The sequence below is a fragment of the Pirellulaceae bacterium genome (assembly GCA_029243025.1).
Classification (GTDB): Bacteria; Planctomycetota; Planctomycetia; order Pirellulales; family Pirellulaceae.
In genome coordinates this window covers 620,154-644,346 of sequence record JAQWSU010000045.1, presented here as the reverse complement: position 1 = coordinate 644,346, position 24,193 = coordinate 620,154, and the positions used below count along the sequence as shown (strand labels likewise).

The window sequence follows — 24,193 nt, the reverse complement described above, 5'->3', positions numbered from 1 at the left end:
CCTACCCGTCAGGCGTGTCGACGGTGCCCGCGTGATAGAGGGAACACGGATTGGATCCGGTGTGACGCCGCCTGGAGTTGAATTGAATCATCGGCCGCTATCGTGGCACTCGGTATTTTTCGTGGGGAAGTCGGCAACGGGCTGCCATTGCTCCATGAACAATGAATTCGTAAAATTAGCGTCGTGATTGCCTATTCTGTGAATCCATGAAAAACCTTTCTATGGTCAGCAAGCGGACGTGTCGAAGTTACCATGATTTACAAGGAGGGGACCGGCGTTGACCACTGCACTTGGGATCGATGTGGGTGGCTCGGGCATTAAGGGGTCCACGGTTGATCTGCGTTCAGGTCAGATGTTACATGAACGCGTCCGAATCCCAACGCCTTGTCCAGCGACTCCGACCGCTGTCATCGAAACGATTGGGGAAATCGTAGACCAGATTGCCATGCAATTTGGACCTTGCGATACCATGGGTTGCGCTTTTCCGGGAGTTGTCCGAGCTGGTGTCGTGCACAATGCGACGAATGTTGACGACAGTTGGGTGGGTGTGAACGGACGTGATTTGCTAATATCTCGATTCGGTAAAAAGGTTTGCTTGATCAACGATGCGGATGCTGCTGGTCTGGCGGAGATGCAATTTGGTGCCGGGCGAGAATTTCGGCAACAGGGCGTCGTGCTGATGCTTACCTTTGGTACTGGAATTGGCAGCGCTCTATTTGTCGATGGGCAGCTTTCGCCGAATCTTGAATTGGGTGAACTTGAGCTCGATGGTTATATTGCCGAACAGCGAGCAGCCGGTCGGTTCTTCGAAGACGGTGAGTTAACCTTGGCTCAATGGACGAAACGAGTGCAGCGTTATTTGAGTCATGTGGATTCGCTCGTTTGGCCTGATCTCATTATCTTTGGTGGTGGGATTAGCGGCGAATCAAAAAAGTTTCTGCACGAATTGCAGACCCGCGCCAAGCTCGTGCCAGCCGATTTTCGCGGTCATGCGGGGATCATCGGGGCGGCACTTGCGCTCGAGGCAAGTGCCCTGCCCTAGCTGCTCATCGCATTGCGAAAAGCCCAGCAAATATGGCCCGTTTCGCGCTGTTGTTTCCATGGCCGAAAAAAGTCAGTTATCTTGCGCTGTCGATTGGTATGATGACGGTTTGCGGTTGATTTTCCGTTACCTAATCGGTACGCGGCCAAAAGGGAAATTCATGAAACATATCGTGTTTTTGATGACTGTCGTTGTGATTGCAAAAGCTGATTGTTTGGCAAAGGATCGCTTGCCGAACATCGTTTATTTGATGTCGGATGAGCTTGCATATTTCGAATTGTCTCATATGGGAAATCCACATTTGAGAACGCCAAATATTGATCAAATGGCGCGTGAGGGGATCCGATTTACCCAGGCACTTGCCGTTGCACCCGTTTGTGCACCTTTGCGTTGTGGATTAATGACCGGTAAACATATGGGGCATGCATCGGTGCGGGCAAATGATGGCGGAACTCCCTTGCGTGCTGATGAAGTGACGATTGCGTCGTTGCTTAAACAGCAGGGGTATGTCACCGGTGGTTTTGGGAAATGGGGTGCGGGCGGCAGAGGTTCAACGGGGGTTCCTGAGCAACATGGATTTGATTTGTTTTACGGCTATTACGATCAAGTACATGCGCACTCCTTTTACCCGCCTTACCTGATTCGAAACAGCGAGGAGGTGCCACTTGCTGGCAATCAAGGAGGTCGTTCGGGTGAGACCTATTCGCACTACGAAATTGTGAAGGAAGCATTTAAGTTCATTCGCGACAATCAAGATCGCCCGTTTTTTTGCTACTTGCCCATTACTCCTCCACATGGGATGTATGACATTCCCGCGAATGATCCTGCCTGGGACGTCTACCGAGATGATGCGTGGATGGACGATAAGAAGATTGCTCAGGATGTGAAGAACTATGCTGCGATGGTGACAATGGTCGACCGTAATCTAGGCCAAGTGATTGCGTTGTTGAAAGAACTTTCCCTCGAGGAAAACACGATTGTTTTCTTTACGGGAGATAACGGCGGGCAGGACCGATTCCGTAGCTCTCAGTATCCGAGAGGTTTTTTTGGCCCGAACGTTGATCCGCGCACGGGTGTTGAATTTCGAGGCGGTAAAGGCAATCTTTTTGAGGGAGGATTACGAATTCCTTATCTGGTGCGTTGGCCTGGGAAAATTAAGGCAGGGCAGGTTAGTGATTTGCTTTGTTATCAACCTGATGTTCTACCGACGCTTGCAGAACTTTCCGGTGCCCGAACCCCGAATGACATTGACGGTTTGTCGTTTTTGCCAGAACTCTTAGGAGAGCAAGCGGTGGGTAAACCACAAGTCGAGCATGAATTTCTCTACTGGGAATATGGTTCCCAGGTTGCTGTTCGAATGAAGAATTGGAAAGCGATCCGGACGAAACGTAATGGCGAGTGGGCCCTTTATGACCTGGCAGCCGACATTAGTGAAAAGCACGATTTGGCAGCACAACACCCTGATATTCTCGATCGGCTTAAGCAATTCGCAAAGCAATCTCATGATCCCGTTCAACCGGGCAGCTATCAAGGTCGTGCGCTGCATGAACGTGATCGGCAAGCGAAATGGGGATCCACCCGGCCGCCACAACAAAAACGTAAGCGGGTGAATCAGATTCGAGTTAAGAATCGAATTCCGGCAAAGCAAATGAAGGTTGTTGAAGTGAGTAGCGAACGTGATGTGGCCGGTCGCGATGCTGCGTCCGCAGTCGATGGGGATTCTCGTACCCATTGGCATACGCGATTTTCTGGCCGTCTCGATAAACATCCCCATAGCTTGGTATTGGACTTGGGTGGTGAATTCGAAATCGATCGTTTTTATTATCTCGCACGGCAAGATGAAAGCTGGAATGGAACGTTTGCGAAAACGCGGTTCTTTGTTGGTGATAGTTCCGAGGGATTTGGTGAGCCGGTTGTGGAAACCCAATTTGAAAAAGTTCGCACAGTACAATCCGTTCCATGTGGTACGCCTGTCAAGGCACGCTACGTAAAAATCCAAGTGTTGTCCGAAGTGAATGGCAAGGCTTGGGCATCGGCTGCTGAAATCGCCGTTGGCAGAAGAGCCGTTGATTAAGCCGCAGTTCGAATGGTTCTAAATCGAAGTGTTTCCAGATCCAAGCTGGATGGATCGGTTGCTGCTGGTGACGTTTGCACGTGATGAGGCGCACTCAGAATTTCTTGTGGGGCGGAAATAGCCACCGCGTACATGGGATCAATGACAGTCCCTGAATGAGGACTGACGTGAGCACAATGAAAAAGACAACATTGAAAATGTCGTCAGCTCCTTCGATGCCGTAGGTTGCAGGGAAAGTTGCCAATACGATGGGCACTGAACCACGCAGGCCGACCCAGGATACAAAAGCAATTTGTTCGCGGCTTTGACGGAATGGAAGCAGGCAGAGGGTAACGCTTATCGGGCGAGCAATAAACATTAGGAATAAGGCAATCACGAGGGAAGGGATCGCGACCGCTGGAAGCCGAGAGGGAAATACAAACAAACCCAGCACGATAAACATGCTGATCTGCGCCAGCCAGGAGAGCCCGTCGTGAAATGAAATAATTGCCTCGCGCCGGGGAACAATTCCGTTTCTTAAGACGAGCCCGGCGACATAGACAGACAGAAATCCGTTGCCGCCCGTCAGTTCGGTGACTCCAAACGTCAACAGTCCAATTGCAAGCACAAGTAACGGATAAAGTCCCTCCGAAGAGAGCTTAAGGTAATTGACGATCAACGTGCCCGTGAAGCCGAGCAACCATCCAATTATCGCTCCCAAACCAAGTTGTAAGACGAGATCTAAGGCGAGATACGTCGCGATCCCTTCATCCTGAGTCATGAATCCTAGAATCGCGGTGGTTAACAGGACTGCCATGGGGTCATTGCTGCCCGACTCAAATTCCAATAAGTAACGAATTCGTTCCGGGGGCTGAACTTCGCTAGTTCGAAAGACACCAAAAACAGCCGCTGCATCCGTGGAAGAAACGATGGCTGCCAGTAGTAAGGCGGGCAGCCAAGCAAGACCACCTCGACCGATATGGATTTCAGAATAACTTCCTAAAATAAAGGAAGCGAAGGCGCCGAGAAGCAGGGCAGTCATGACGACGCCGACGGTGGAAAGTACTAAGCCGGGCGCGAGTACAGGCTTGATCGATTTCCATTCCGTATCAAGACCACCGGCGAAGAGGATTAAGAGCAATGCAACCGTGCCGACAGCTCGGGTTATTTGTGGGGATTCGAAGGCAATCCCGCCAATGCCCTCGGAGCCAGCTAACATGCCGACGGTGAGAAAAAGCAATAGGGTTGGGATTCCGAAGCGATCAGAAAGCTTGCTGAATACAATGCTGGCAAATAATAACGTGCCTGCGATGAGAACCATGGGTTCGACGGCAAAATCCATGATGGCTGCTGGCGGGGTGGATGGAAGGTGATTAGAGGCGGAGCATCAGTGGTCTCATATGATATTAGGCGAAGTTGCTTTTTGATGCGATGCCTCGGAGGGAATTCACCGTGTGCCTTGAGGGGAAATGGTTTTGACCTCCCTGGAACACCTTTCGCGATTTGGGCGCAAACCGTTCGTCAGGCAACTTGTTTGGCCGCCGTTGTTTGAGATGATTCCGAATTGACCTAGCGAGTGATATTTGATGCGTCCCGTCAGCCATCGACCTGATCGATCTTTTTCAACGCTTTTTGCAAAATTCGAAAGAACTCGTTTTGCCACAAGTCGTGGAGTGGTTCACCGTGATCGCCCGGAATCGTAAAGACATCCAGTGATCCGGGATTTACCAGGTTGTCCCAGTTCCCGTTGTGTGAGTGACGGTGAATCAGATTTCTTACTCGGCTCTTCAAGTAAATCACATGGTTGTTTGTCGGTTGCATTTGATAAGCAATAAACGCCAAGTAGCTTTGAACCAAGCGATCCTGGTACAGGCTGGAAAAGTCAGACAAGTTGAATATTTGCTGCATCGCACGCACGGCATACTGTTCAAGTGATGACGCTGGGTTATCTGTTGCATCGCTTGAGGTGCGTTTGCTTTTCAGACGGCGTTGAAAACGCTGCATTAAATCACCCGCACCGTAAACTTGTAATTCATTCACCAGCCAGAAAGGTGCGTTGGACGCGATCGATAAAAAGTCGCGAAATCGCCAAGAAGGGTGTTGAGTGAACGGGCGAGCATCGATCAGGATAACCGAGGCAGGTTTTTTGCCTCGGCGCTCAAGTTGCTGTGCCATTTCGTAGGCCAGGTAAGCTCCGAAAGAGTGCCCTAGGAAATGGATTGGTTGCTCCATGATGCGATCGTCCAAAGCGTCTATCATTCTGGTCGCGATCTCTTCGATGGAAGGATTCTCAGTCCAATAGGGAGCATGACCGGCTAGTTGCAGACCATAAACAGGCCGATCCAGTTGGAACTCTGTGAGAAATGAAATCCATTCGTTGATATGGCCAAAGAGATTGGGAGCAACAACGAGCGGGAATTTGTTTTGATTCGAAATGTCTGGTTGATGGATCGACAACAGTTCTGGCGCGACAGAGATAGGTTCATCGCTCGCCTGAATCAATCCGTCGATTGTTGGATTTTGGAAAAAATCCTTCAGCGAATAGGTGATGTTAAGTCGTCGATCGATGATCGCCAGCAGCCTCATGGCGAGTAGGGAATGCCCTCCGAGTTCGAAGAAATTGTCATGGATGCCGATCTGTTCCAGCTCTAGAAGTTCCTGCCAAATCGCTACAAGCTGTTCTTGTCTTTCAGTCGTTGGTGCGACGTAACCAACATCCAATTCGGGTCTCGAATCATCGGGAACGGGCAAGGCACGACGGTCAAGCTTGCCGGTGTTTGTAAGCGGAAAGGTTTCCAATTCCACAAATGCAGAAGGCAGCATGTAATCGGGCAACAAATCTTTGAGTTCTCGTTTGATTGAGGAAATCTCCAAGGTTGCCGATTCATGCGGAACGCAATAGGCAATTAAACGTTGGTCACTGGCTTGGTGGTCACGCACTACCACAACGGCTTGGGCAACATCGGGATGTGCTAGGAGAGCCGACTCGATTTCGCCAAGTTCAACACGAAATCCTCGCAGCTTAATCTGGTCATCGCATCGCCCCATGAACTCAAGTGTGCCGCCGGGCAGACGGCGACAGAGGTCGCCTGTGCGATAAAGCCGAGAATCGGGCTCGTTGCTGTACGGATTGGAGATGAATCTCTCTGCGGTTAATTCGGGTTGATTTAAGTAGCCGTTGGCCAGACATTCGCCACCGATGTAAAGCTCACCGCTTACCCCGATCGGTACGGGTTGTTGTTGTTGGTCAAGCAGATAGATTTGCGTATTTGCGATCGGCTTTCCGATCGGTGCTTCGTTCGGCCAGTTGTCAATGTCACAATCCAGCACATGAGAAGTCACGACGTGACTTTCAGTGGGACCGTAATGATTGTGCAAACGACAGCTTTCGAGTCGGTGGAAAAGCTGCCGAATTTCAGGGCTGAGTTGAAGCGATTCACCGGCTGAAATAATCTCACGTAAGGTTGTTCCACCGTGAGTACCCACCGTGGCGAGTTGCTGCAACATGACAAACGGCAAGAACAGGCGTTCGACCTGTGCCTGGTTGATCAGCTTCCAGAGTTCGACCGGATCTCGGCGAGTTAACTCGGAAACCAAAACCAAGGTGCCACCGCTGCCGAGCGTCGTCATTAGCTCTTGAAAGGAAACATCAAAGTTGCACGAAGCAAACTGTAGAGTACGCGCCGGCCCCATCCATTCCTGGTCCATTTGCCATTGCACTAAGTTACGCAACGCACGATGGGGCATCACGACACCTTTGGGTCGGCCCGTGGAACCCGAGGTGAACATCACATAGGCAGTGGACTCTTGTGTGAGATTGATCGGCGGGGCGTCGCAGGGTTTCTTATTGGTTGGACTGACGTTCGTATCCAGGTAAACCTCGCTGATATCCGTTGCCGGAAGTTCTCGGAAATCTGGTTTCGTCACGATGAAGGCGAGATTGGTATCTCGAATCATGAACTCAAGCCGTTGTGAAGGATAGTCGGGGTCGAGAGGCACATAGGCGGCACCCGCTTTCAGGATTCCCAGAATTCCGACGATCGCTTCCGGAGATCTCTCCAGGCAGAGCCCCACCGAGTCGCCAGTTTGTACTCCTCGATGACGCAAGTCGTGTGCAAGTTGATTGGTTCGTTGATTTAGCTCCTGATAGGTAAGCCTTTGTTCTTCGAACTCAACTGCAATCGAGTCGGGGGTTCGCTGGGCCTGTTCTTCGAACAGCTGATGGACGCTGTTTTCTGAAGGAAAGTCAACGGAAGTCTGATTGCAGTCGAATAAAACTTGTTGCTGTTCTGGTGCCGAAAGCATTTGCAGATTTGCGATCGGTTGGCTTGTGTCTTTGGCAATCGACTCAAGTAGCTGGTAGAAGTGTCCCGTAAGGCGATCGATCGTCGCTGCTTGGAAAAGATCGGTGTTGTAGACCAACTCACCGGCGATCCCGGTTTCATTTGCGACAAGATTCAATTCCAGATCGAATCTCGCATTCAATCCAAGTGAGGGATGTCGCTTCACGTTTAAGTTCGGGAAATCAAGTTCGTTTGTATCGGTGTCGGAATACTGGAATAGGACTTGGGCGAGCGGGTTGCGACTTAGATCTCTTTGTGCGCAAGTGTTTTCGACGATCTGATCATAGGGGACTTCCTGTTGACTGTACGCGCCAAGGGATGTGTCCCGTACGCGACTCACGAGTTCATCGAAAGAAGGATTGCCAGACAGATCTGCACGAATCACGAGTACGTTGATAAAGCAGCCGATTTGATAGGCCAAGTCGGGATCGTTTCTACCTGCAATCGGTACCAGAATGCCAAAATCGTCTTGTCCAGCATATCGCTGTAGCAGGACCTGAAATACTGCCATCAGCAGCATGTGAGTCGTTGCGTGGGATTCAGCTGCTTTGTTTTGCAGTTGTTTTGCCAGGGGTAGGGTTAGTCTGATAGGTGTCGAACCACCGCGATGCGTCTGAATGTTTGGCCGAGGTTGATCGGTTGGGAGATCAAGATCAGGCAAGTTGCTTAGTTGTGTTAGCCAGTAATCCAATTGTGAAGCGTGACGCGATGCAGAGTTTTGTTGCCAGATTGCAAAGTCTTTGTAGTGAACATCTAGATCCGTAAGTGGCAGCTCCTCTCCAGCGTGCTCAGCCGTGTAGAAGTAGGATAATTCACGTTGCAGAATTCGATGGGACCATCCGTCGGTGGCGATGTGGTGTATCGTGAGTAAAAGCAGGTGGCGATCTGCATTTAGTTTGATCAGAATGGCTCGGAGCATCAGGTCGGAGCTTAAATCAAATACTGTTCTTTCCTGGCTCTGTTGATGTTCGGCGACTTTCGTTGCTTGTTCGGCTTCTGAATGAGACGTCAAATCATAAAAGGAAAGTTTGAAATGACTTTTTGGTAGAACGGATTGGTAGATTTGACCGTCATCGCCTTGGTTGAAAACGGTTCGCAGCGGTTCATGTCGATGCACAATTCGTTCAACGGCGCGACGTAAATTTTCCTTGTCGAGCTCGCCCTCGAATTCATAGGTTGACGACATGTTGTAGGCCGCCACTTGTTCTTCTAGTTGGGCGATAAACCAAAGGCGTTGCTGAGGAAATGAAAGCGGGTAGGATCCCTGATAGCTAGACTTCGCTGCCGTTCCACGGACTGGTTTGGGCGGGGAGACGTTTTCGATCTTGATTAATTCGGCAGCAAAATGTTCAACCGTGGATGCTTCACTCAGCAGGTGCATCGGAACATGAACCATCAGGCGCTGTTCGAGTCGAATCATCATGCGGATGGCGAGTAGGGAGTTGCCCCCGAGATAAAAGAAGTCATCCTCCAAACGAATCGCTTTGTTGTCGAGGATTTCTGACCAGACTGTCAAGACTTCGCGTTCGATGTCGTTGGTGGCTTGTGATTCGTTTGTGGAAACGGTAGCTGGTAGCTCTAATTGATCAGCGTCGATCTTGCCATTTTGTAAAAGTGGCATTTCCTGAATTGTCACGATGTCTGCAGGTAACATATAAGATTCAATTCGGCTTTCTAGGAAGCTCATGATATCTGCGCGAATGTTCTTGTCGACGTTGTCCACCTGGACGAAGGCGATTATCCGCGCGCCTTGCTCATTGTCTCGGTCCACCTTTAATGCGGATTTTTTCACATTGGGATGTTGCAATAAACAACCTTCAACTTCGCTCAGATTAACGAAATTGCCACGGACTTTGATTTGATTATTGCTCCGCCCGAGGATGGAAAGTTGACCGTCGTCATTAATATAGACCACGTCGCTTGTCCGAAAAGATCGTTTTTGTGGATCGGCGGGAGATGAGAAAAAATGCTTTTCAGTTAAGTCTGGATCGGTCCAGTATCCCAACGCCACTTGGTTGCCGGTGATGCCTAGGATTCCCGAGCCCTTCCGCTGGAAAGGAGCGTCGTCGCCGTTCATTATGAAGATGTCCGTACCCTTGACTGGATCGCAAGGAGAAACATCGCAATTCTCATCAACGTTTTTCAATTGCACGGAGAGGGCCGATACCATTCCAGTTTCAGTTGTACTTAAAGCATTGATAAAGGTGCAGTTGGGGCCGAAGCGTCGACACGCTTCAGTTAGGTCCGAGGGGAATACGGTATCTGAATTTAGTCGAAGTATTCGGACGTCCGGAAAGTGATCGTCGTGCGACAACTCAGCGGTCAATGTTCGGTAGAGTTGAGGAGGAATCGTTAAAACCGAAATTCGATTTCGTCGGATCCAATCTGCCGAGTTCGTGAATCCTTGGGTTTGGATGTCTTTTGCGAAAAGTGTCGCTCCGAACAGGCAACTGCTTAGAAGGATTTTTAAAGCAGACCCAGTTCCCTGAGTAAACAACACGCAGTGGTCGCTCGGAACGATAGGGATGATGTCATGCCAAACCTTTATGCTTTCGACGAGACTGCTGTGAGTATGGATGACACCTTTGGGTGATCCTGTCGATCCTGAGGTGAAGGCAATGTAGGCGATACTTTGTGGTGAAATTGATAAGCCTGGGTTGTTTTCCGGTAAGGCTACCGATTCGCGACTAACGTCGATGATTGGACAACAACCATTGGAAAGCTGTTTTGCCCGGCTGGTCATCTGAGAGCATGTCAAGATTGCGCTTGGTTTAGAGTCGGAAATAATTTTCGACAGCCGTTGAGCGCTACTGTTGGGATTAAGCGAAATCAGTGTCTTACCCGACTTTAGAGCGGCAAGATTCGCGGCCACCTTGTCAGGTCCTAGGTTCGCTAAGTTGATGAGGCGATCTGGCAGATCGCCATCAAGGGTTTTGTTCGAGCTGCACGAATGAATCACCCTGTGGGCGATACGATTGACCCAGCGATTTAGCTCGTCGTACGACAGTGTTCGATTGTCGCAGTTGAGAGCGCTTCGTTCTGCACAGATCGAAACGATTGATTCAAAGCGATCGACAACTGTTAAATCGTTGCATGACCATTCGGTTTGATTTTCAGAGTTCGGACCGTAGTTCTTGGTCTTGTCATTGGCATTCATAGGGTCCGTGCCATTCTGATTCGCAGTTCTCATGTGACTATCTGAGTGTGGTTCCAAAACAATTTGCTGACGAAATTGTCGCTTGAGTTGTAGAAATGACGTATAAGTTCTGATGACTCTCGAATTCTAGGTTATGGACTAGCGGAAACGGCGATACTGTCAATTCCGTTTTTTTGAAAATTGAAGGCGTTGCCAAATGAAAGTTGAGCCGAGCCCCCTGCAGCAGATGAATGGTTTTGATGTCGAGCCGGTGATCATGGACAATTGTAAGTCTTGTGACGGTAATACATTTTTTTCTAGTTTTGGCGATCTCCCTTTCGACGCTTATTATCCGAAAGAAATCGGGGGTCTAAGAAGACGTCGATTTGGTTCTTTTGCCGTTTGCGATGAGGGCAATGAGATCACCCCTTTGCCTCATTCACCATTTTTTCAATCGCTCGAACTCAATCCGGTTGCGGGTGGAATACAACGTGAATTCTTTCCTTTAGATGCAAGTGTGCGAAATTCTTCCCTGTTGCGCGGTCTCTTACGATTCCTCGTCATGCAAATTGGTAAATCGCTGGTGAATTGGAAGGTGAATGTTCACCAAATCCGCAGTGAAGCCACTGTCGAGCCGTCCCTGCCGGCACCTGAAGGCATACATCGGGATGGCCACGATTACGTTGCAATTGTGGGGGTTAACCGATCGGGCATTGTTGGAGGTGAGAACAGCGTGTTTGACGAAGGAAAGAGATTGATTCTTGAGACGACGTTGTTAGAACCGTTCGACTTGATCCTGATTGATGATCGTAGAACGTACCATAGCGTCTCGCCCATTCGCTCGCGGTCTCAGCAAATAGGTTATCGCGATATCCTTATTCTTGATTTTAATCGGGTGTCAGCAGACTGATGATGATTCGTCTTACCGATAAATTACCTGTGGTTCTGGATGTCACACTTCGAGACGGAGGATACCTGAATGATTGGTGTTTTTCTGATCAAGCCGTGATGAAGGCCGTGGCAACAAATGTGCTAGCCGATGTCGATGTGATCGAAATCGGTTATTGCGATGATCTGGCATCTCTTCCCGAAGCGGCCGGATGTCCTCCGAAGATGATCCGTCGGATACGGAGTCAAGTCGGTGAATCGATCATTCTCGCGGGAATGATTCGACCGAACGTTGACGATCCGGCACAGGTGTTGGAAAAACGCGCTGGATTAATCGACTTGTTGCGAATACCAGTGGATGTGTCTTCTCCACATCGGGCGATTTCACTGGCGCAACAATGTCTTGCACATGGATTTCAAGTTACGCTGAATTTTACGAGCGTCAGCTCCTTTTCCCTTGAGCGGATCGCTGCTGTAACGGAAAGAGTACCGCAAGAAGTTGCCGCCATTTATCTTGCAGATTCGCGTGGTGCGGTAAGGGTGGAAGAGGTGCCAAGAATTGTGTCAGCCGTTCGATCCAAATGGAATGGTGCGATTGGATACCATGCCCACAATAATCTAGGGCTGGCCATCGAAACGAGTCGATCTGCATTGCTGTCGGGGTGCACCTGGATAGATGGTTCCATCGCTGGCGTGGGAATCGGTGGTCGAAATTTACGGCTTGAAGATGCAATTGCACTTGCTTCCGAACATCGGGATGACCTGTCGCCAGACGAGGCGGCTTTTCTTGTGAGCGAGGCCGACCTGGGATTGGCTGCGCCTGGGGCTGAATACCGTCTCTTCCAACTAGCCGGTCAGTGCAACATTCGACAAGAGTGGGTCTTGCCGCTAATTGATCGACTTGGATCGGGTCGTACCCTTGACCTGTTGACCAGCATGCCGAGAAGACCATGGTTCTGCGAATCGGATCTCGAACCTTTCATCGCTGCTCTTAAACAGAAAGAAATACTTGATGATTCGAATGCGAATCTATGAGTCACAAGGGTCCGACCACGACTCTGCCGACCGAGTGTTCTATGAATTGGTGAAACCGGTTCATGAGCGACACGGCGCCCGCTTCCTAGGGCGTTATTGCGATCAGGAGGGTCGAGTTGTAGTGATGTGGTTGTATGAAAATGAAGCAGCATGTCATGCAATACAACGAACTGTCGCGGAAGATCCTGTAACCACTGAAAATGCAATTTATCGGCGTCAAGCAGGTTTGCATGGTTTGAAGTTCACGGAATATTTTTTGGATTCGACAGACTGATTAGATGAAAATCCTTCTAGTAGAACCAGCAACAGATGGTTTGGAAATCGAACGAAGCATCTTAGGTGATCAGCTCACAACGGACACCAGCTTGGCTGACCAAATTAAAGTCGCAGTGGTCCACCAAACAATTGTCGATTCTGAATTCTTGGGCCAGTTTCGTAGCCTTCGTGGAGTGGTTCGGCAGGGAGTTGGTTACGATAAGATCTGTTTGGAAGCTTGTCATGATCGAGGCGTTGTCGTTTCTAATGTGCCCGACTACTGCGTGGGTGAAGTAGCGGACACCGCCTTGGCGATGATTCTGGATATGTTGCGCGGTATTCGAGAAATAGAATTTTTTCTCAAGAAGAACCCGCAGCGTTGGCAATCGCTCGCCTTGAAAAGAGTAAGGTCAACATCTCAACTAACGCTGGGAGTGATTGGAGCAGGTCGTATTGGTGATGCCGTCTTAAGGCGAGCCGAGCCGTTTGGGTTTCGGCGAATATTTTATGACCCAGCGGTGAATGCCTGCCAGGGAGCTGAGTCAGTTTCTGATCTGGATAGCTTGTTGGGTTTGGCGGATATCGTATCTCTCCACGTTCCTGGTAATAAGCAAAACCGGGGAATGGTGGACGGTACGTTCATTGCGAAAATGAAGCGAGGGGCGATGTTGGTCAATACGGCGAGGGGAATGCTCGTGGCCGATGATGCTCTACTCCTCGATGCGATTTGCCAAGGACAACTTTCGGCAGTTGCACTTGATGTTTTGCCCGAAGAGCCTCCCTCCAAATCGGTTTTGTTTGAAGCATGGCGGAACAATCTTGCCGAAATCGAAGGCAGAGTCTGTATAACACCCCATGTTGCCTTTCATTCTGCGGAGGCGTCTGCACGAGTGCGGCAGTATGCCGCCGAGGAAGCTTTACGGATTCTTGAAGAACGTGTGGCTCGCTATTCTGTATTCGAGTGATCGGATCGTAGCATCGAATTCTCAGTCACGAAGCAAGAAATAAATTCTGTCTCTGAGGCCGAAACGGAAAGTCCGGGTGATTCGAATTTCACGCCTGAGAGAAAATTCGTCGCTTGTGTTCTCAATCGAGCTTATTTCTTAGCAGGAAGTCTTTGCCTCAACCGGCTGCTAATCTGTAAGACCCTTGATCTTCTGTGACCTATCAAGAGGACGAACTTTGCTTGCCCGCTTGTTATTTTGCGAAACATGTTTTGGGCAGATTGGCGACCATTCTGGTTGAAGGCCGCTTCGAGTAAGTTTTCCGTTGCAGGCGACACCGAGACGGAAAATCAGCTTTTTCTTCGAAAATCGGTCGTCGTCTAGCCCTCGATCCTTTTCTCGACGTTTCTTTCTATTGCTCTCCACCGTTGCAACGACATCGTTCAATCTATATTCTGATCGTCTCTACGAAATTCCTTCTAGAAACGATGATACGATGACAGACCAATTAAGTGGTAACGAAGTACTGGCGATCGATGCGGGGACCCAAGGTCTTTCGGTGATCCTATATTGTCCCGAGCGAAAAAAGCTGATCGCCGTCGGTGAGGCAAGTTACGAGCAGGATTACATTCCAGGGCTTTCCAATGGCCACTTGGAACAGTATCCGCACTACTGGACAGATGCCTTACGCAAAGCGATGGTCGCTTTGCGGGGGAGCGTACAGGAACAGTCAATCGATAAGGTGGCTGCCATTGGTGTTACCGGGCACATGCACTGCATGGTAAGACTTGATGGGGATGGTCAAAAACCGTTCGGTTGTGACATGTGGAATGATCCTCGGGGAGTTACAGAAAGCGAGCAATTGACTGCGCTGTTTGGCGAACACATGCCGGCGCGGTGGACCGGTTGTCATGTGCTGGCTCGCATGCAGACAGAGCCTGATCAGTGGGCCAAGGTAACTGGGGTGTCGGTGACATCGGGTTCACTCGTGCACGATCTTTCGGGTCAATGGGTGCTGGGGCCTGGTGATGCTTCTGGAATGTTCGGCAACCTCGACGAAGATGGGCAGATTGATCGGACCAAATTACGCAAGCTTGATCAGTTGTTGGAAGGTCGATTCACGCCATTGGAACAACTGGTTCCGCAAATTGTGCCTGCCGGCGAAATTGCCGCCGAACTCAATGAAGCTGGTAGCGATCTGTTGGGCGGTTTGCCCGTAGGAACGCCGATCGCAGCACCTGAAGGAGACCAGCAGACAACGCTTGTAGCGACCGCCGCTGGGGAGTTGGAGCTTGCGCTTTCCGCGGGTACCTCGTTTACCGGGAATCTGCCTTGTCGAACAAAAATAGTGGCCGAAGGCGAGACAATCAACGTGTTACAGACTCCTGATCGGTTGACGATGTTGATGGTCTGTGCCAGGAATGGCACGATTGGATTTGCACAGTACGTTACCGCCTTGGCCGATTTGAGTGGCCGCTCATTTGGCGAGATTGCGGATCAGCTTACAGATCAGGCTAGGCAAGTTCCCCTGGATTGTCACGGTGGAATGTTGTGGGGATTCTTTCAAGGTGAGAATGTTGTTGAGCTGCCGCATGCGAAGGCAACGTTGCAGGGTGCGGGCATCGAATTGCTGGCGAATCCGGGTGTGATGACACGTTTGTTATTTGAATCGCCAGCGATGACCATGCGTTATGGTATCGAGAGCCTTAAATCTAAAATCGGCTCAATCACAAAAGTCATCTTGACTGGTGGAGCGCTACGGTCCAAGGGCGGGTTTGCTCCGCAAATGTTTGCCGACATCCTTGGCGTACCCGTGATTGGACGAGTGGGCGATGAAGAGGGTACGGCGAAAGGTGCCGCCCTGCTTGCCGCTTACATGGTTCAGGTTCAAGCTGGAAACAAATCGCAATCTCTGTCCGACTTCTGTAAGGAACAAACAACGGGAACGTCGCAGACTTGGGAACCCGCTGCGGCCACAGTAGCAGCGTACGATGACCGGTATCAGCAGTTTGCTGAGTACGTCGCTCGTGTCCGTTGAGTGCGGATGTGAAGCCGGCCTGGGGAACTCAGTTTTTCACGAGTTTTTCGATGCACTGAGCGACGAGGGCTGTCCAGCCTGTCTGATGGCTGGCTCCCAATCCCTCACCCGTATCTCCATGGAAATATTCGTGGAACAATAGATGACGTTGCCAGTGGGAACTCGTATCTGGTGCCGCTGAAAGACAAGGTCGTGGTTGATCCGTTTGAGGTGCTAAAAACAGATTTGTCAGTCGGCGATTAAGCTCTTTACTTACTTCGTCGAGTGTCATCAGGTTACCGGACCCAGTCGGACACTCAATTTGGAAATCATCTCCGTAAAACGAATGATATCGTTCCAAGGCTTCAATCAGCAGAAAGTTGATTGGGAACCAGATGGGACCCCGCCAGTTTGAGTTTCCACCAAACATCCCGCTGTCGGACTCTCCGGGAACATAACTCACTCGATGAGCTTCTCCACGAATATCCAGTTCAAACGGATGTTGTTTGTGATATTTTGACAGCGACCGCACACCGAATGGAGACAGAAATTCGCCTTCGTCTAGCAAGACAGAAAGTACTCGTTCAAGCTTCTTGCGGGCCGGAATGGCAAGCAGCATTTTTCGCACACCGTTTTCGGAGTCTGCGAAGGAAATATGTTTGACCAGATCGTGACGGTAACGCATGAACCAGCGTAAGCGGTGCACAAAGGATGGCAATCGCTCAACGAGCGTTTCGTCTAGGATTTCCACTGCAATTAACGGTAAAAGTCCGACTAACGACCGTATCTTGAGCGGTAAGTATTGATCGTCGGAATGCAAATAGTCGTAATAAAAACCATCTTCTTCGTCCCAGAGTCCACTGCCGTTGAGCGTATTCATCGCATCGGTAATTCGCACAAAGTGATCGAGGAACTTTGAGGCCATTTCGGCATAAGCTTCGTCTTCCCTCGCTAGTTCGAGGGCAATCGAGAGCATGGTTCCGCAGTAGAATGCCATCCATGCTGTGCCGTCGGCCTGTTCGAGCGACGAGTTGTCCGGTAAGCCTTTCGATCGATCGAAGACCCCAATGTTATCGAGGCCCAAGAATCCACCCGCAAAGACGTTGTCGCCATTCGCATCGACCCGATTGACCCACCAAGTGAAATTCAAGAGCAGTCTTTGGAATGCTTTCGCTAAGAAATCACGATCGACGCCCCCGGTCATCTGATAGACGCGAAAACAGGCCCATGCATGGACAGGAGGGTTGACATCGTAAAACGCGTACTCGTAGGCAGGCAGCTGGCCGTTGGGATGCATGTACCACTCCCGCAGCAGTACGAGCAGTTGGCGTTTGGCAAAGTGCGGATCGATTCGGCACATCGGAATCATGTGGAACGCTAAGTCCCAGGCTGCAAACCAAGGATATTCCCACTTGTCTGGCATCGATAGCACGTCGCGTGCGTAAACGTGTTTCCAGTTGTGATTGCGGCCACGCAAGCGAGCTGCCGGTGGTGAGGAAACGTTTGCATCTCCGCGTAGCCAGTCCGCAACGATATAGTGGTAGAACTGTTTGGTCCAAAGCAACCCAGCATACGCTTGTCGAGCGACAGTCTGTTCTTCTTCGTTGCATTTGGCAGGAATGACTGTCGCATAGAATTTGTCTGTCTCGTCGATACGCTGCTCGAAAACCTCACTAAATCTGTGGTCGAATGGAGAATCCAGGTCGGTGTCCGATTTGCTTAAGCGAGCGACAATCGTTTGTTGCTGTCCAGGATCCAGTCGTAACTGATAGGGGACAGTTACTTTGGTGCCATGCGGTTGAGGGTTGACCGCATCCTGTTCTCCATCGATCAGGTAGCGATGAAAGGCGTCTTTAACGTAGGGAGTATAGTTGTCCGAACCAAACAAAAGCTTGGTGTTTGTTTCGTTTTCAGTGAAAAGCAGATTCGTCTCATTCCCATTGGGGTGACTGCCAAAATCGAAGCGAAAGTCTCCCAAGGTTTCGTGGCGAGTTGCCACACGATGACTGCCAGAAGCGGCTGCCGCCGTCTCACGAATTGACGGTTTCATGGTGCAGCCCTCGTGTCGGCAACCCCAGATCCAAGTGTTACGGAACCAAAGAGTTGGCAGGAGCCAAACCGTTTCTGTTTCCGGACCACAATTGATCACTGTCATTCTGATCAAAACGTCATTCGAATTCGCCTTTGCATACTCAACGTAGATGTCGAAGAAACGGTTGTTTTCGAAAACTCCTGTATCTGCCAGTTCATACTCTCGCTCTGTCAATGGACGACGTTTGTTTTCTTCAACAAGCTGTTCGTAGGGATAGGCTGATTGGGGGTAGCGGTACATCCCTTTGACGTATGAATGAGTTGGTGACGAGTCAAGATAGTAATAGCACTCTTTAACGTCTTCGCCATGATTGCCTTGTGGTCCCGTCACACCAAATAGACGCTCTTTCAGAATTTGATCACGACCATTCCAAAGCGCCGCTGAAAAACAAAGTCGACATTCCCGATCACAGAAGCCAAGTAATCCGTCCTCTCCCCAACGATAGACCCGGCTCCGCGACTGGTCGTGTGGAAAGTAATTCCACGCATCTCCATCCGCAGAGTAGTCCTCGCGTACGGTCCCCCATTGTCGTTCCGATAGATACGGACCCCAGCGTTTCCAGTTGTCGATTCGTTTTTTATCTTCTGACAACCGAATATGTTCGGGAGTTGCAGCGGTTGATTGTGAAGGGGGCATCAGCACTCACGAGGAACGAGGAAAGAGAGTAGAAAGTCGCGTTTTAGTTTAGTGAGCCACAGTGGGTTGGCAAGGGACGGTAGGCTGATGATCGACGGTACCCACTGACGGGAACAAACGCCGTTTGCCGATCGGCAACTAGCGATCTGATTCGACGGGGCTCAGATTATGGTCAGCGAAGCGCTGATGTCGCAAAGGGGTTGCACAAATGTGTGCGTCAAAAGAGAACGGGCGAATTTGCCTCGCCCGTTTGTTCAGCAAGCAACACCAGGGTTGCTGATAGTTCAAACGATTGGGTAAGTTACTCGCGTCACTTACCTCGGATTAGATCGGTTCTACGTTTTCGGCGCGTGGTCCTTTCGGTCCGTTGCCGACTTCGTATTGAACACGCTGTCCTTCACACAGCTCCTCAATCCTCATCCCGACTAGAGCCGAGTGATGAAAGAAAATATCGCCGCGCTCACCTTCGATGAAGCCAAAACCTTTGTCCGAGATTAGCTTCTTGATCGCACCTTCCGGCATACGATCGACCTCCAAAAAAAACTCACGAACTTGAGGAGCTAAGCATCCAATTGATGCTCAACATAAAACGTAATTTTGAGTTCACTCGGTCTGGTGCTTGGTTTTTCCCAAGATCAAGTTCATGGGCGAGTTTGTCCTGAATCGCCCATTTTACGCTCCATTGAATGTCGTCGAAAAAACAGATCGTAAAAACTCAACCGATCTGTCGTGACTGCATTCGGTCTCCAAACACGATTGAGTTCACTCCGGTGATGCCGTCTACTCGGTTCGCTGTTTGGATCTCAGCATCGGGCTTTCCGGTGCTGAGATCCGCGGCAGATTCTACCTTGTTTCAAAGCAAATGTATATCATCTTCGAATCGAAGAGCCCTTTTTCATTTTTTTGCGACGAGGCCGGGACTAATCACCCGGTTCGGACGACGATAAGTGTTGTCGTGGGCGAGAATACCGAGTTCTGTCACAAAATAGCTGCCGAAATCATCGATGATCAAGTTGAAAGCCGTTTCTGGCGGAGCGGGCGATGATTGATCGATCTTTCGAGAGCCGTTGAGGCAGTGGACTTGATCGCCTCGCTTCAAGAGCTTGGCCATTCGCCAACCCGTATTGTTGATCCAGAGCGGATGCCCTGTTGTCAGAGTCAGTTGTTGACTTCCAAGCGAGACGGTCTGCATGGGAGCTTGCTCGCGACGGGTCACGGCCTTGACGACTTTGTAGGCAAGCTCGCCTGTTTCCGTACGTTGCGAAAGCACGCGATCCCCAACTTTTACGGTCTCGATTGGCCGCTTGCCCAGTTCTGTCCAGATAAGGGTGCCGCGGGGAAAGCATTCCGAAGACGACCGCCTTGGCTGGCGACTGATTGGTTGATAGGCGAACTGTCTTCTTCGCCTTTCGCGACGGACTGGCTTGTTCGCGACCAATTCATATTCGTTGTACTCTTTCCACCAATCCCACCAAGCCGTCGGTGTGGAATCGAGCTCTTCGCCGGTGGTCGATCGCAGCAGTTGGTAGATCCTCGCATTCTGGCCATTGTGCTGCAGGTTCATCATCGTCACATTCCGATCGACTTGGAGGGCTTGCCGTTTGAGCCGCCGTAGCTCGTCGCGATTGTCGACGTTCTCATCGGTCGTGGTCGCGACTGCCAGGTTGCTCACCAGCAGCTGATGATGTTCTTCTGCGCCTTCCTGGACAAACAAGTGTTCGTGAAGAATTTGGCCATCGTTGCCGGAAGTGATTTGAAACACCGAGCGAATTGGCATTCGCAGGCCTGTCATTAAGGTAGGGATGTAATCGTGCAAGGAGCGTGTCTGTAGCAGCTTTGTGGCCTCTTGGCGTACACTTGGCCACTGCGAAGCGACCGCGTGTCGAGCCAGTGATTCTGACGCCTCGGGAGCGTTGATGCGTCCAATGATTTGGACCAGTTCATTCGCCAGTGCTTCATTTCGGCTCGAAAGATTAAGTTCCAACGCCGGGATCGCGGTTGGGTCATCGATTTGTCGTAAATTTTCCAAGCCCAACATGCGTTTCTGCAGCCGACCACTTTCCAGCTGCCTGAACGGAGCTGCGAGCCGTTTTGACCAACTCGCCAGATTCTGCCGTGCTTGTCGCATCTTGGCCTGTAAAGCGGTGATTTCTTCGACTGATAAAAAGCGATCACCAAACGAGCGGAGACCTAAAGCTTGAATTGCTGTTCGGCGCGCATGTTCGGAAGCTTTTGGATTATCAACGATCCGACGAAAGTGAATTTTCGATCGATCTCTAATGCCATTTGCTTGACACCAGGTCGCCAGCGCAAGCTCATTCAGGTGGCGATCAGAATTAAGGTCGCGGCGACGAGAATACTCGATCAGCTTCGTCTGCAATTCGACAGACGGTGATTGATTGGTCGAGGCCCATTCACCATTCGTGCGAACGTAACCAAGTCGCCATCTGGCTAACTCACAGTCGGGATTTGCTCGTAATGCGGATTCCCAGGCAAAGCGCGCGTAATCGGTTGCTCCATCCAGCTCAAATCGGACACCCGTTTCGGCAAGTCGCTGAGCTTTTTGAGCTTGCAGCTCTTCCGGTGTTTGGTCCAAAGCCTGAAGCGACGATACGAGAGGGACAGTCATCAGCACGGTTGCCGCTAACCGAGAAAAGAAATTTTTCAAACATTGCAGCTGCGCCGAATGATTGATCTTTTTGGACATACCACACCTCCTCATTTGAATGGAGTTTTTGTCACCCCGTATCCTGCGTTTTAGCAAAATCGATAGTGGGTCGTCAAAAAAATCTGCCGCATTGACACAAGAAAAAAGAACGACGTTTTTCTGGCGTGGCTCGTTGATCCTACAAGTGCAGCGAAGATTTAGAATTTCCCTGGTGGGTGTATGTGTCTGGATGGAGCACAGGCTGTTTGTCAGTCCGAGCGTGCCGTTCAGGAGGGTGCGAAAGCATGGAAGCCTTAAAGTCGGACGACGTCGATTTCCGGTTCGGCTTTTGAGTTTTCGGGCGGAACGTCGCCCGGGAGAGTTCGCGATGTTTTTTCTGAATTAGCGTATCGCCAACGTTGCTAGCTCAGGAAGCCGACGGTGTTTATCTGTCTAACAACCTGCAGCTTGAAAGATTCAGCTGTGAGAAGAGCTTGATCACCATCACCATAAATCGACAAAACCCGTTCGAGCCATGTTGATGTATCCCTGGGCTCGATGACAGATTGTCGATGAGAACACGGAAGGCGAGGTTTACCGCCGAGGATTATTTTTCATCCGTGCCAGCCGAGCGTAATAACGCGAGACAATCGTCAGCCGACGGTGTAATTCGCTCGCGGTTGTAAAGCCTTCCATTTTGTCGACGACCCGATTGTCGGGTCCGACGATGAAGGTGGTCGGATAAATGCGAACACCAAACTGCTTGGCCAAATCTTCCTGACGGCTACCGTTGATGATTGCCGGCACGTATTGGGTGGTGATTTGACCGGCAACAAGCTTGTTTTCGTAGCTCGTTTCCAACATCCGGTGGCAGTGAGGGCAACCGTCCATCGTCAGGTAGATTAGCATCGGCATTTGTTTGTCGATGCGTGTCTGTTGAGCCTGGCGATAATCGGTTTGCCAATTGACGGCGGTCGACTTCTCCTGTGCTGGCTCTGCTCCATTTGTGTTGCAAGCAACTGCGAGGACAAGCAGCAGGGCTACTGTCCAATGACTTTCAATAACGCGCCCCATGAGTGCCTCCGTGCGAGCGATAGCAAAACCATTTTCCAACTGTGTTATCGACAGGCGACAGTCAAAGTTGAAAAAACAACTTGGCTTTGCGGGTCCTACCGATCGTTTGGAATACGAATGCAGCGGTAGGTGCCGCGCCGATCGGTGGCTGGAGATAGACCGTTCAATTCCTAATGAATTTCAGGGTCCGGTGTCTGCTTCTTTTCTTGAAGAAAGTCAAAGTCACAGCCTTCGTGTGCCTGGGTCACATGTTTCGTGAAAAGCTGGCCGTATCCTCGCTCATATTTCGGAGCCGGGGCCTGCCACTTTTCACGTCGCTCCGCAAGCTCCTGTTCACTGACCATCACTTGGAGTCGTCGTTCGTCAACATCCAATTCGATCGTATCTCCATCTCTCACTAACGCCAGTGGACCACCCAGGTGTGATTCTGGTGACACGTGAAGAACGCAGGTCCCGTAGCTGGTCCCGCTCATGCGGGCGTCCGAGATTCGCACCATATCGCGTACACCAGCCTTCAGCAGGTGATTGGGGATGGGTAACATGCCCCATTCGGGAAATCCCGGTGCTCCTAAAGGTCCAGCGCTTCGAAGTACAATCACGGAATTTGCCGTAATCTCCAATTCCGGGTCGTTTAGTCGACTTTTTAGATCACGATAATTGTCGAATACGACGGCTGGTCCGCGATGTTTGCGCAGATTAGGGTCGGCTGCTGCCGGTTTGATCACACACCCATGCGGAGCCAGGTTGCCTTGGAGAACGTAGGTTCCGCCGGACTCGGCAATCGGGTTGTCACGAGAGCGGATCACGTCATCGTCAAAAACTTCCGCACCTTGAATATTTTCGCCCAGCGTTTTTCCGGTCACCGTCATGCTATCCAAGTGCAGTAAGTTACCGATTTGATTGAGCAGAGCTTTCAGGCCGCCCGCATTGTAAAAGTCCTCCATCAAATATTTACCGGCTGGACGAACATTGGCCACGACTGGCGTGATTCGAGACAGTCGGTCAAAGTCTTCCATCGTAAGCTTCAATCCCGCTCGCCCGGCGAGTGCAATCAGATGTACGATTGCGTTGGTTGATCCGCTAATCGCCATATCCGTAATGATTGCGTTTTCAAAAGATTCGGTGGAGATGATATCGGAGGGCTTAAGGTCCTCCCAAACCATGTCAACAATCCGACGTCCTGTGGCGGTTGCCAGGCGGGCATGATCGGCGATGACTGCGGGAATGGAGGATCCGTTTGGCAGGATCATGCCGAGTACTTCAGCAATGGAGCTCATCGTGGAAGCGGTGCCCATTGTCATGCAATGGCCGGCAGAACGCGCAATGCTGTTTTCGATTTGACACCAAGCTTCATCGCACAGATTACCAGCACATCGTTCGGCCCAATATTTCCATACGTCACTACCGCTGCCCAAAGTTTCTTTGCCCCACTTCGCATTCAAGGCAGGTCCTGCAGGAAAGAAAATGGTAGGGATGTTCATGGTGATGGCGCCCATCAGCAACGCAGGCGTCGTCTTGTCACATCCTCCCATCAGCACGACACCGTCAATCGGATGACAACGCAACACTTCCTCGGTCTCCATCGCCAATAAATTGCGATAGAGCATCGTGGTGGGTTTCATCAGCATTTCACCGAGTGAAATGACAGGTACTTCGACGGGAAAGCCGCCAGATTGCCAAACGCCCCGTTTAACTTCCTCAGCTCGCTCGCGGAGATGCGAGTGGCAAGTATTCAGCTCACTCCATGTGTTGAGTAACGCGATGACGGGCTTTCCCTTGTAATCCTCGTCGGCGAATCCCATCCCCTTGAGTCGCGAGCGATGTCCGAATGACCGCATGTCATCAGGCCCGAACCAACGGTGGCTGCGAAGTTGTTCGGGATTTATGCTTGCTTGGGATGAGTCGGAAGGCATCGTCGGGGTCTCGCTCATAAAAGTTTCGATCTTACGGTTAGAGTTTCTGGTGATCTCTCATCTCGCGAATTCAGCCAGCGGATTGTACCATGATCGATCCAAGCTGATGCAGCGTTAA

The 24,193-nt window shown here is 50.6% G+C and carries 14 protein-coding genes; 7 read left to right on the top strand and 7 right to left on the bottom strand.

Going from position 1 to position 24,193, the window contains the following annotated elements; genetic code table 11:
• The first annotated feature begins 277 nt into the window (after window positions 1-277).
• Window positions 278-1,042, top strand: coding sequence for an ROK family protein (locus P8N76_21410; protein ID MDG2384243.1), 765 nt, complete (start codon window positions 278-280; stop codon window positions 1,040-1,042).
• Between the two features lie 160 nt (window positions 1,043-1,202).
• On the top strand, window positions 1,203-3,116 hold the full coding sequence (locus tag P8N76_21405) for a sulfatase-like hydrolase/transferase (GenBank protein MDG2384242.1): 1,914 nt from the start codon (window positions 1,203-1,205) through the stop codon (window positions 3,114-3,116).
• Window positions 3,117-3,210: 94 nt separating this feature from the next.
• On the opposite strand, the gene P8N76_21400 is transcribed toward P8N76_21405, so the two are convergent.
• On the bottom strand, window positions 3,211-4,437 hold the full coding sequence (locus P8N76_21400; protein MDG2384241.1) for a potassium/proton antiporter: 1,227 nt from the start codon (window positions 4,435-4,437) through the stop codon (window positions 3,211-3,213).
• 254 nt (window positions 4,438-4,691) lie between these two features.
• On the bottom strand, window positions 4,692-10,628 hold the full coding sequence (locus tag P8N76_21395) for an amino acid adenylation domain-containing protein (protein ID MDG2384240.1): 5,937 nt from the start codon (window positions 10,626-10,628) through the stop codon (window positions 4,692-4,694).
• 163 nt (window positions 10,629-10,791) lie between these two features.
• Here P8N76_21395 and P8N76_21390 point away from each other — a divergent pair, with 163 nt between their 5' ends.
• The 5 genes from P8N76_21390 to P8N76_21370 all read left to right on the top strand — a co-directional run bounded on the left by P8N76_21390 (window position 10,792) and on the right by P8N76_21370 (window position 15,734).
• Window positions 10,792-11,484: a 2OG-Fe dioxygenase family protein gene (locus P8N76_21390; GenBank protein MDG2384239.1), complete on the top strand. Its 693-nt coding sequence runs from the start codon at window positions 10,792-10,794 to the stop codon at window positions 11,482-11,484.
• Window positions 11,484-12,497, top strand: a complete 1,014-nt coding sequence (locus P8N76_21385) for a hypothetical protein (GenBank protein MDG2384238.1) — start codon at window positions 11,484-11,486, stop codon at window positions 12,495-12,497. The genes P8N76_21390 and P8N76_21385 overlap by 1 nt, the downstream gene beginning before the upstream one ends.
• The gene (locus P8N76_21380) at window positions 12,475-12,771 is read left to right on the top strand and encodes an NIPSNAP family protein (GenBank protein ID MDG2384237.1); all 297 of its coding nucleotides are present in this window, start codon (window positions 12,475-12,477) and stop codon (window positions 12,769-12,771) included. Before P8N76_21385 ends, P8N76_21380 begins: the two co-directional genes overlap by 23 nt.
• 4 nt (window positions 12,772-12,775) lie before the next feature.
• Window positions 12,776-13,717 (top strand): NAD(P)-dependent oxidoreductase, encoded by a 942-nt coding sequence (locus P8N76_21375; protein ID MDG2384236.1) that lies wholly within the window; start codon window positions 12,776-12,778, stop codon window positions 13,715-13,717.
• A 475-nt stretch (window positions 13,718-14,192) separates the two neighbouring features.
• Window positions 14,193-15,734 carry an FGGY-family carbohydrate kinase gene (locus P8N76_21370; protein MDG2384235.1) on the top strand — a complete coding sequence of 514 codons (1,542 nt, stop codon included), beginning with the start codon at window positions 14,193-14,195 and terminating at the stop codon, window positions 15,732-15,734.
• Window positions 15,735-15,762: 28 nt separating this feature from the next.
• Here P8N76_21370 and P8N76_21365 read toward each other — a convergent pair whose 3' ends face one another.
• From P8N76_21365 to araD, 5 genes are all read right to left on the bottom strand, one after another.
• On the bottom strand, window positions 15,763-18,441 hold the full coding sequence (locus tag P8N76_21365) for a glucosidase (protein MDG2384234.1): 2,679 nt from the start codon (window positions 18,439-18,441) through the stop codon (window positions 15,763-15,765).
• Between the two features lie 324 nt (window positions 18,442-18,765).
• The gene (locus P8N76_21360; protein ID MDG2384233.1) at window positions 18,766-18,963 is read right to left on the bottom strand and encodes a cold shock domain-containing protein; all 198 of its coding nucleotides are present in this window, start codon (window positions 18,961-18,963) and stop codon (window positions 18,766-18,768) included.
• Window positions 18,964-19,336: 373 nt separating this feature from the next.
• The gene (locus P8N76_21355; protein MDG2384232.1) at window positions 19,337-21,148 is read right to left on the bottom strand and encodes a polymorphic toxin-type HINT domain-containing protein; all 1,812 of its coding nucleotides are present in this window, start codon (window positions 21,146-21,148) and stop codon (window positions 19,337-19,339) included.
• A gap of 534 nt (window positions 21,149-21,682) precedes the next feature.
• Window positions 21,683-22,162 (bottom strand): thioredoxin domain-containing protein, encoded by a 480-nt coding sequence (locus tag P8N76_21350; protein MDG2384231.1) that lies wholly within the window; start codon window positions 22,160-22,162, stop codon window positions 21,683-21,685.
• A gap of 170 nt (window positions 22,163-22,332) precedes the next feature.
• Window positions 22,333-24,093 carry an L-arabinonate dehydratase gene (gene araD / locus P8N76_21345; protein ID MDG2384230.1) on the bottom strand — a complete coding sequence of 587 codons (1,761 nt, stop codon included), beginning with the start codon at window positions 24,091-24,093 and terminating at the stop codon, window positions 22,333-22,335.
• Between the last annotated feature and the right edge of the window lie 100 nt (window positions 24,094-24,193).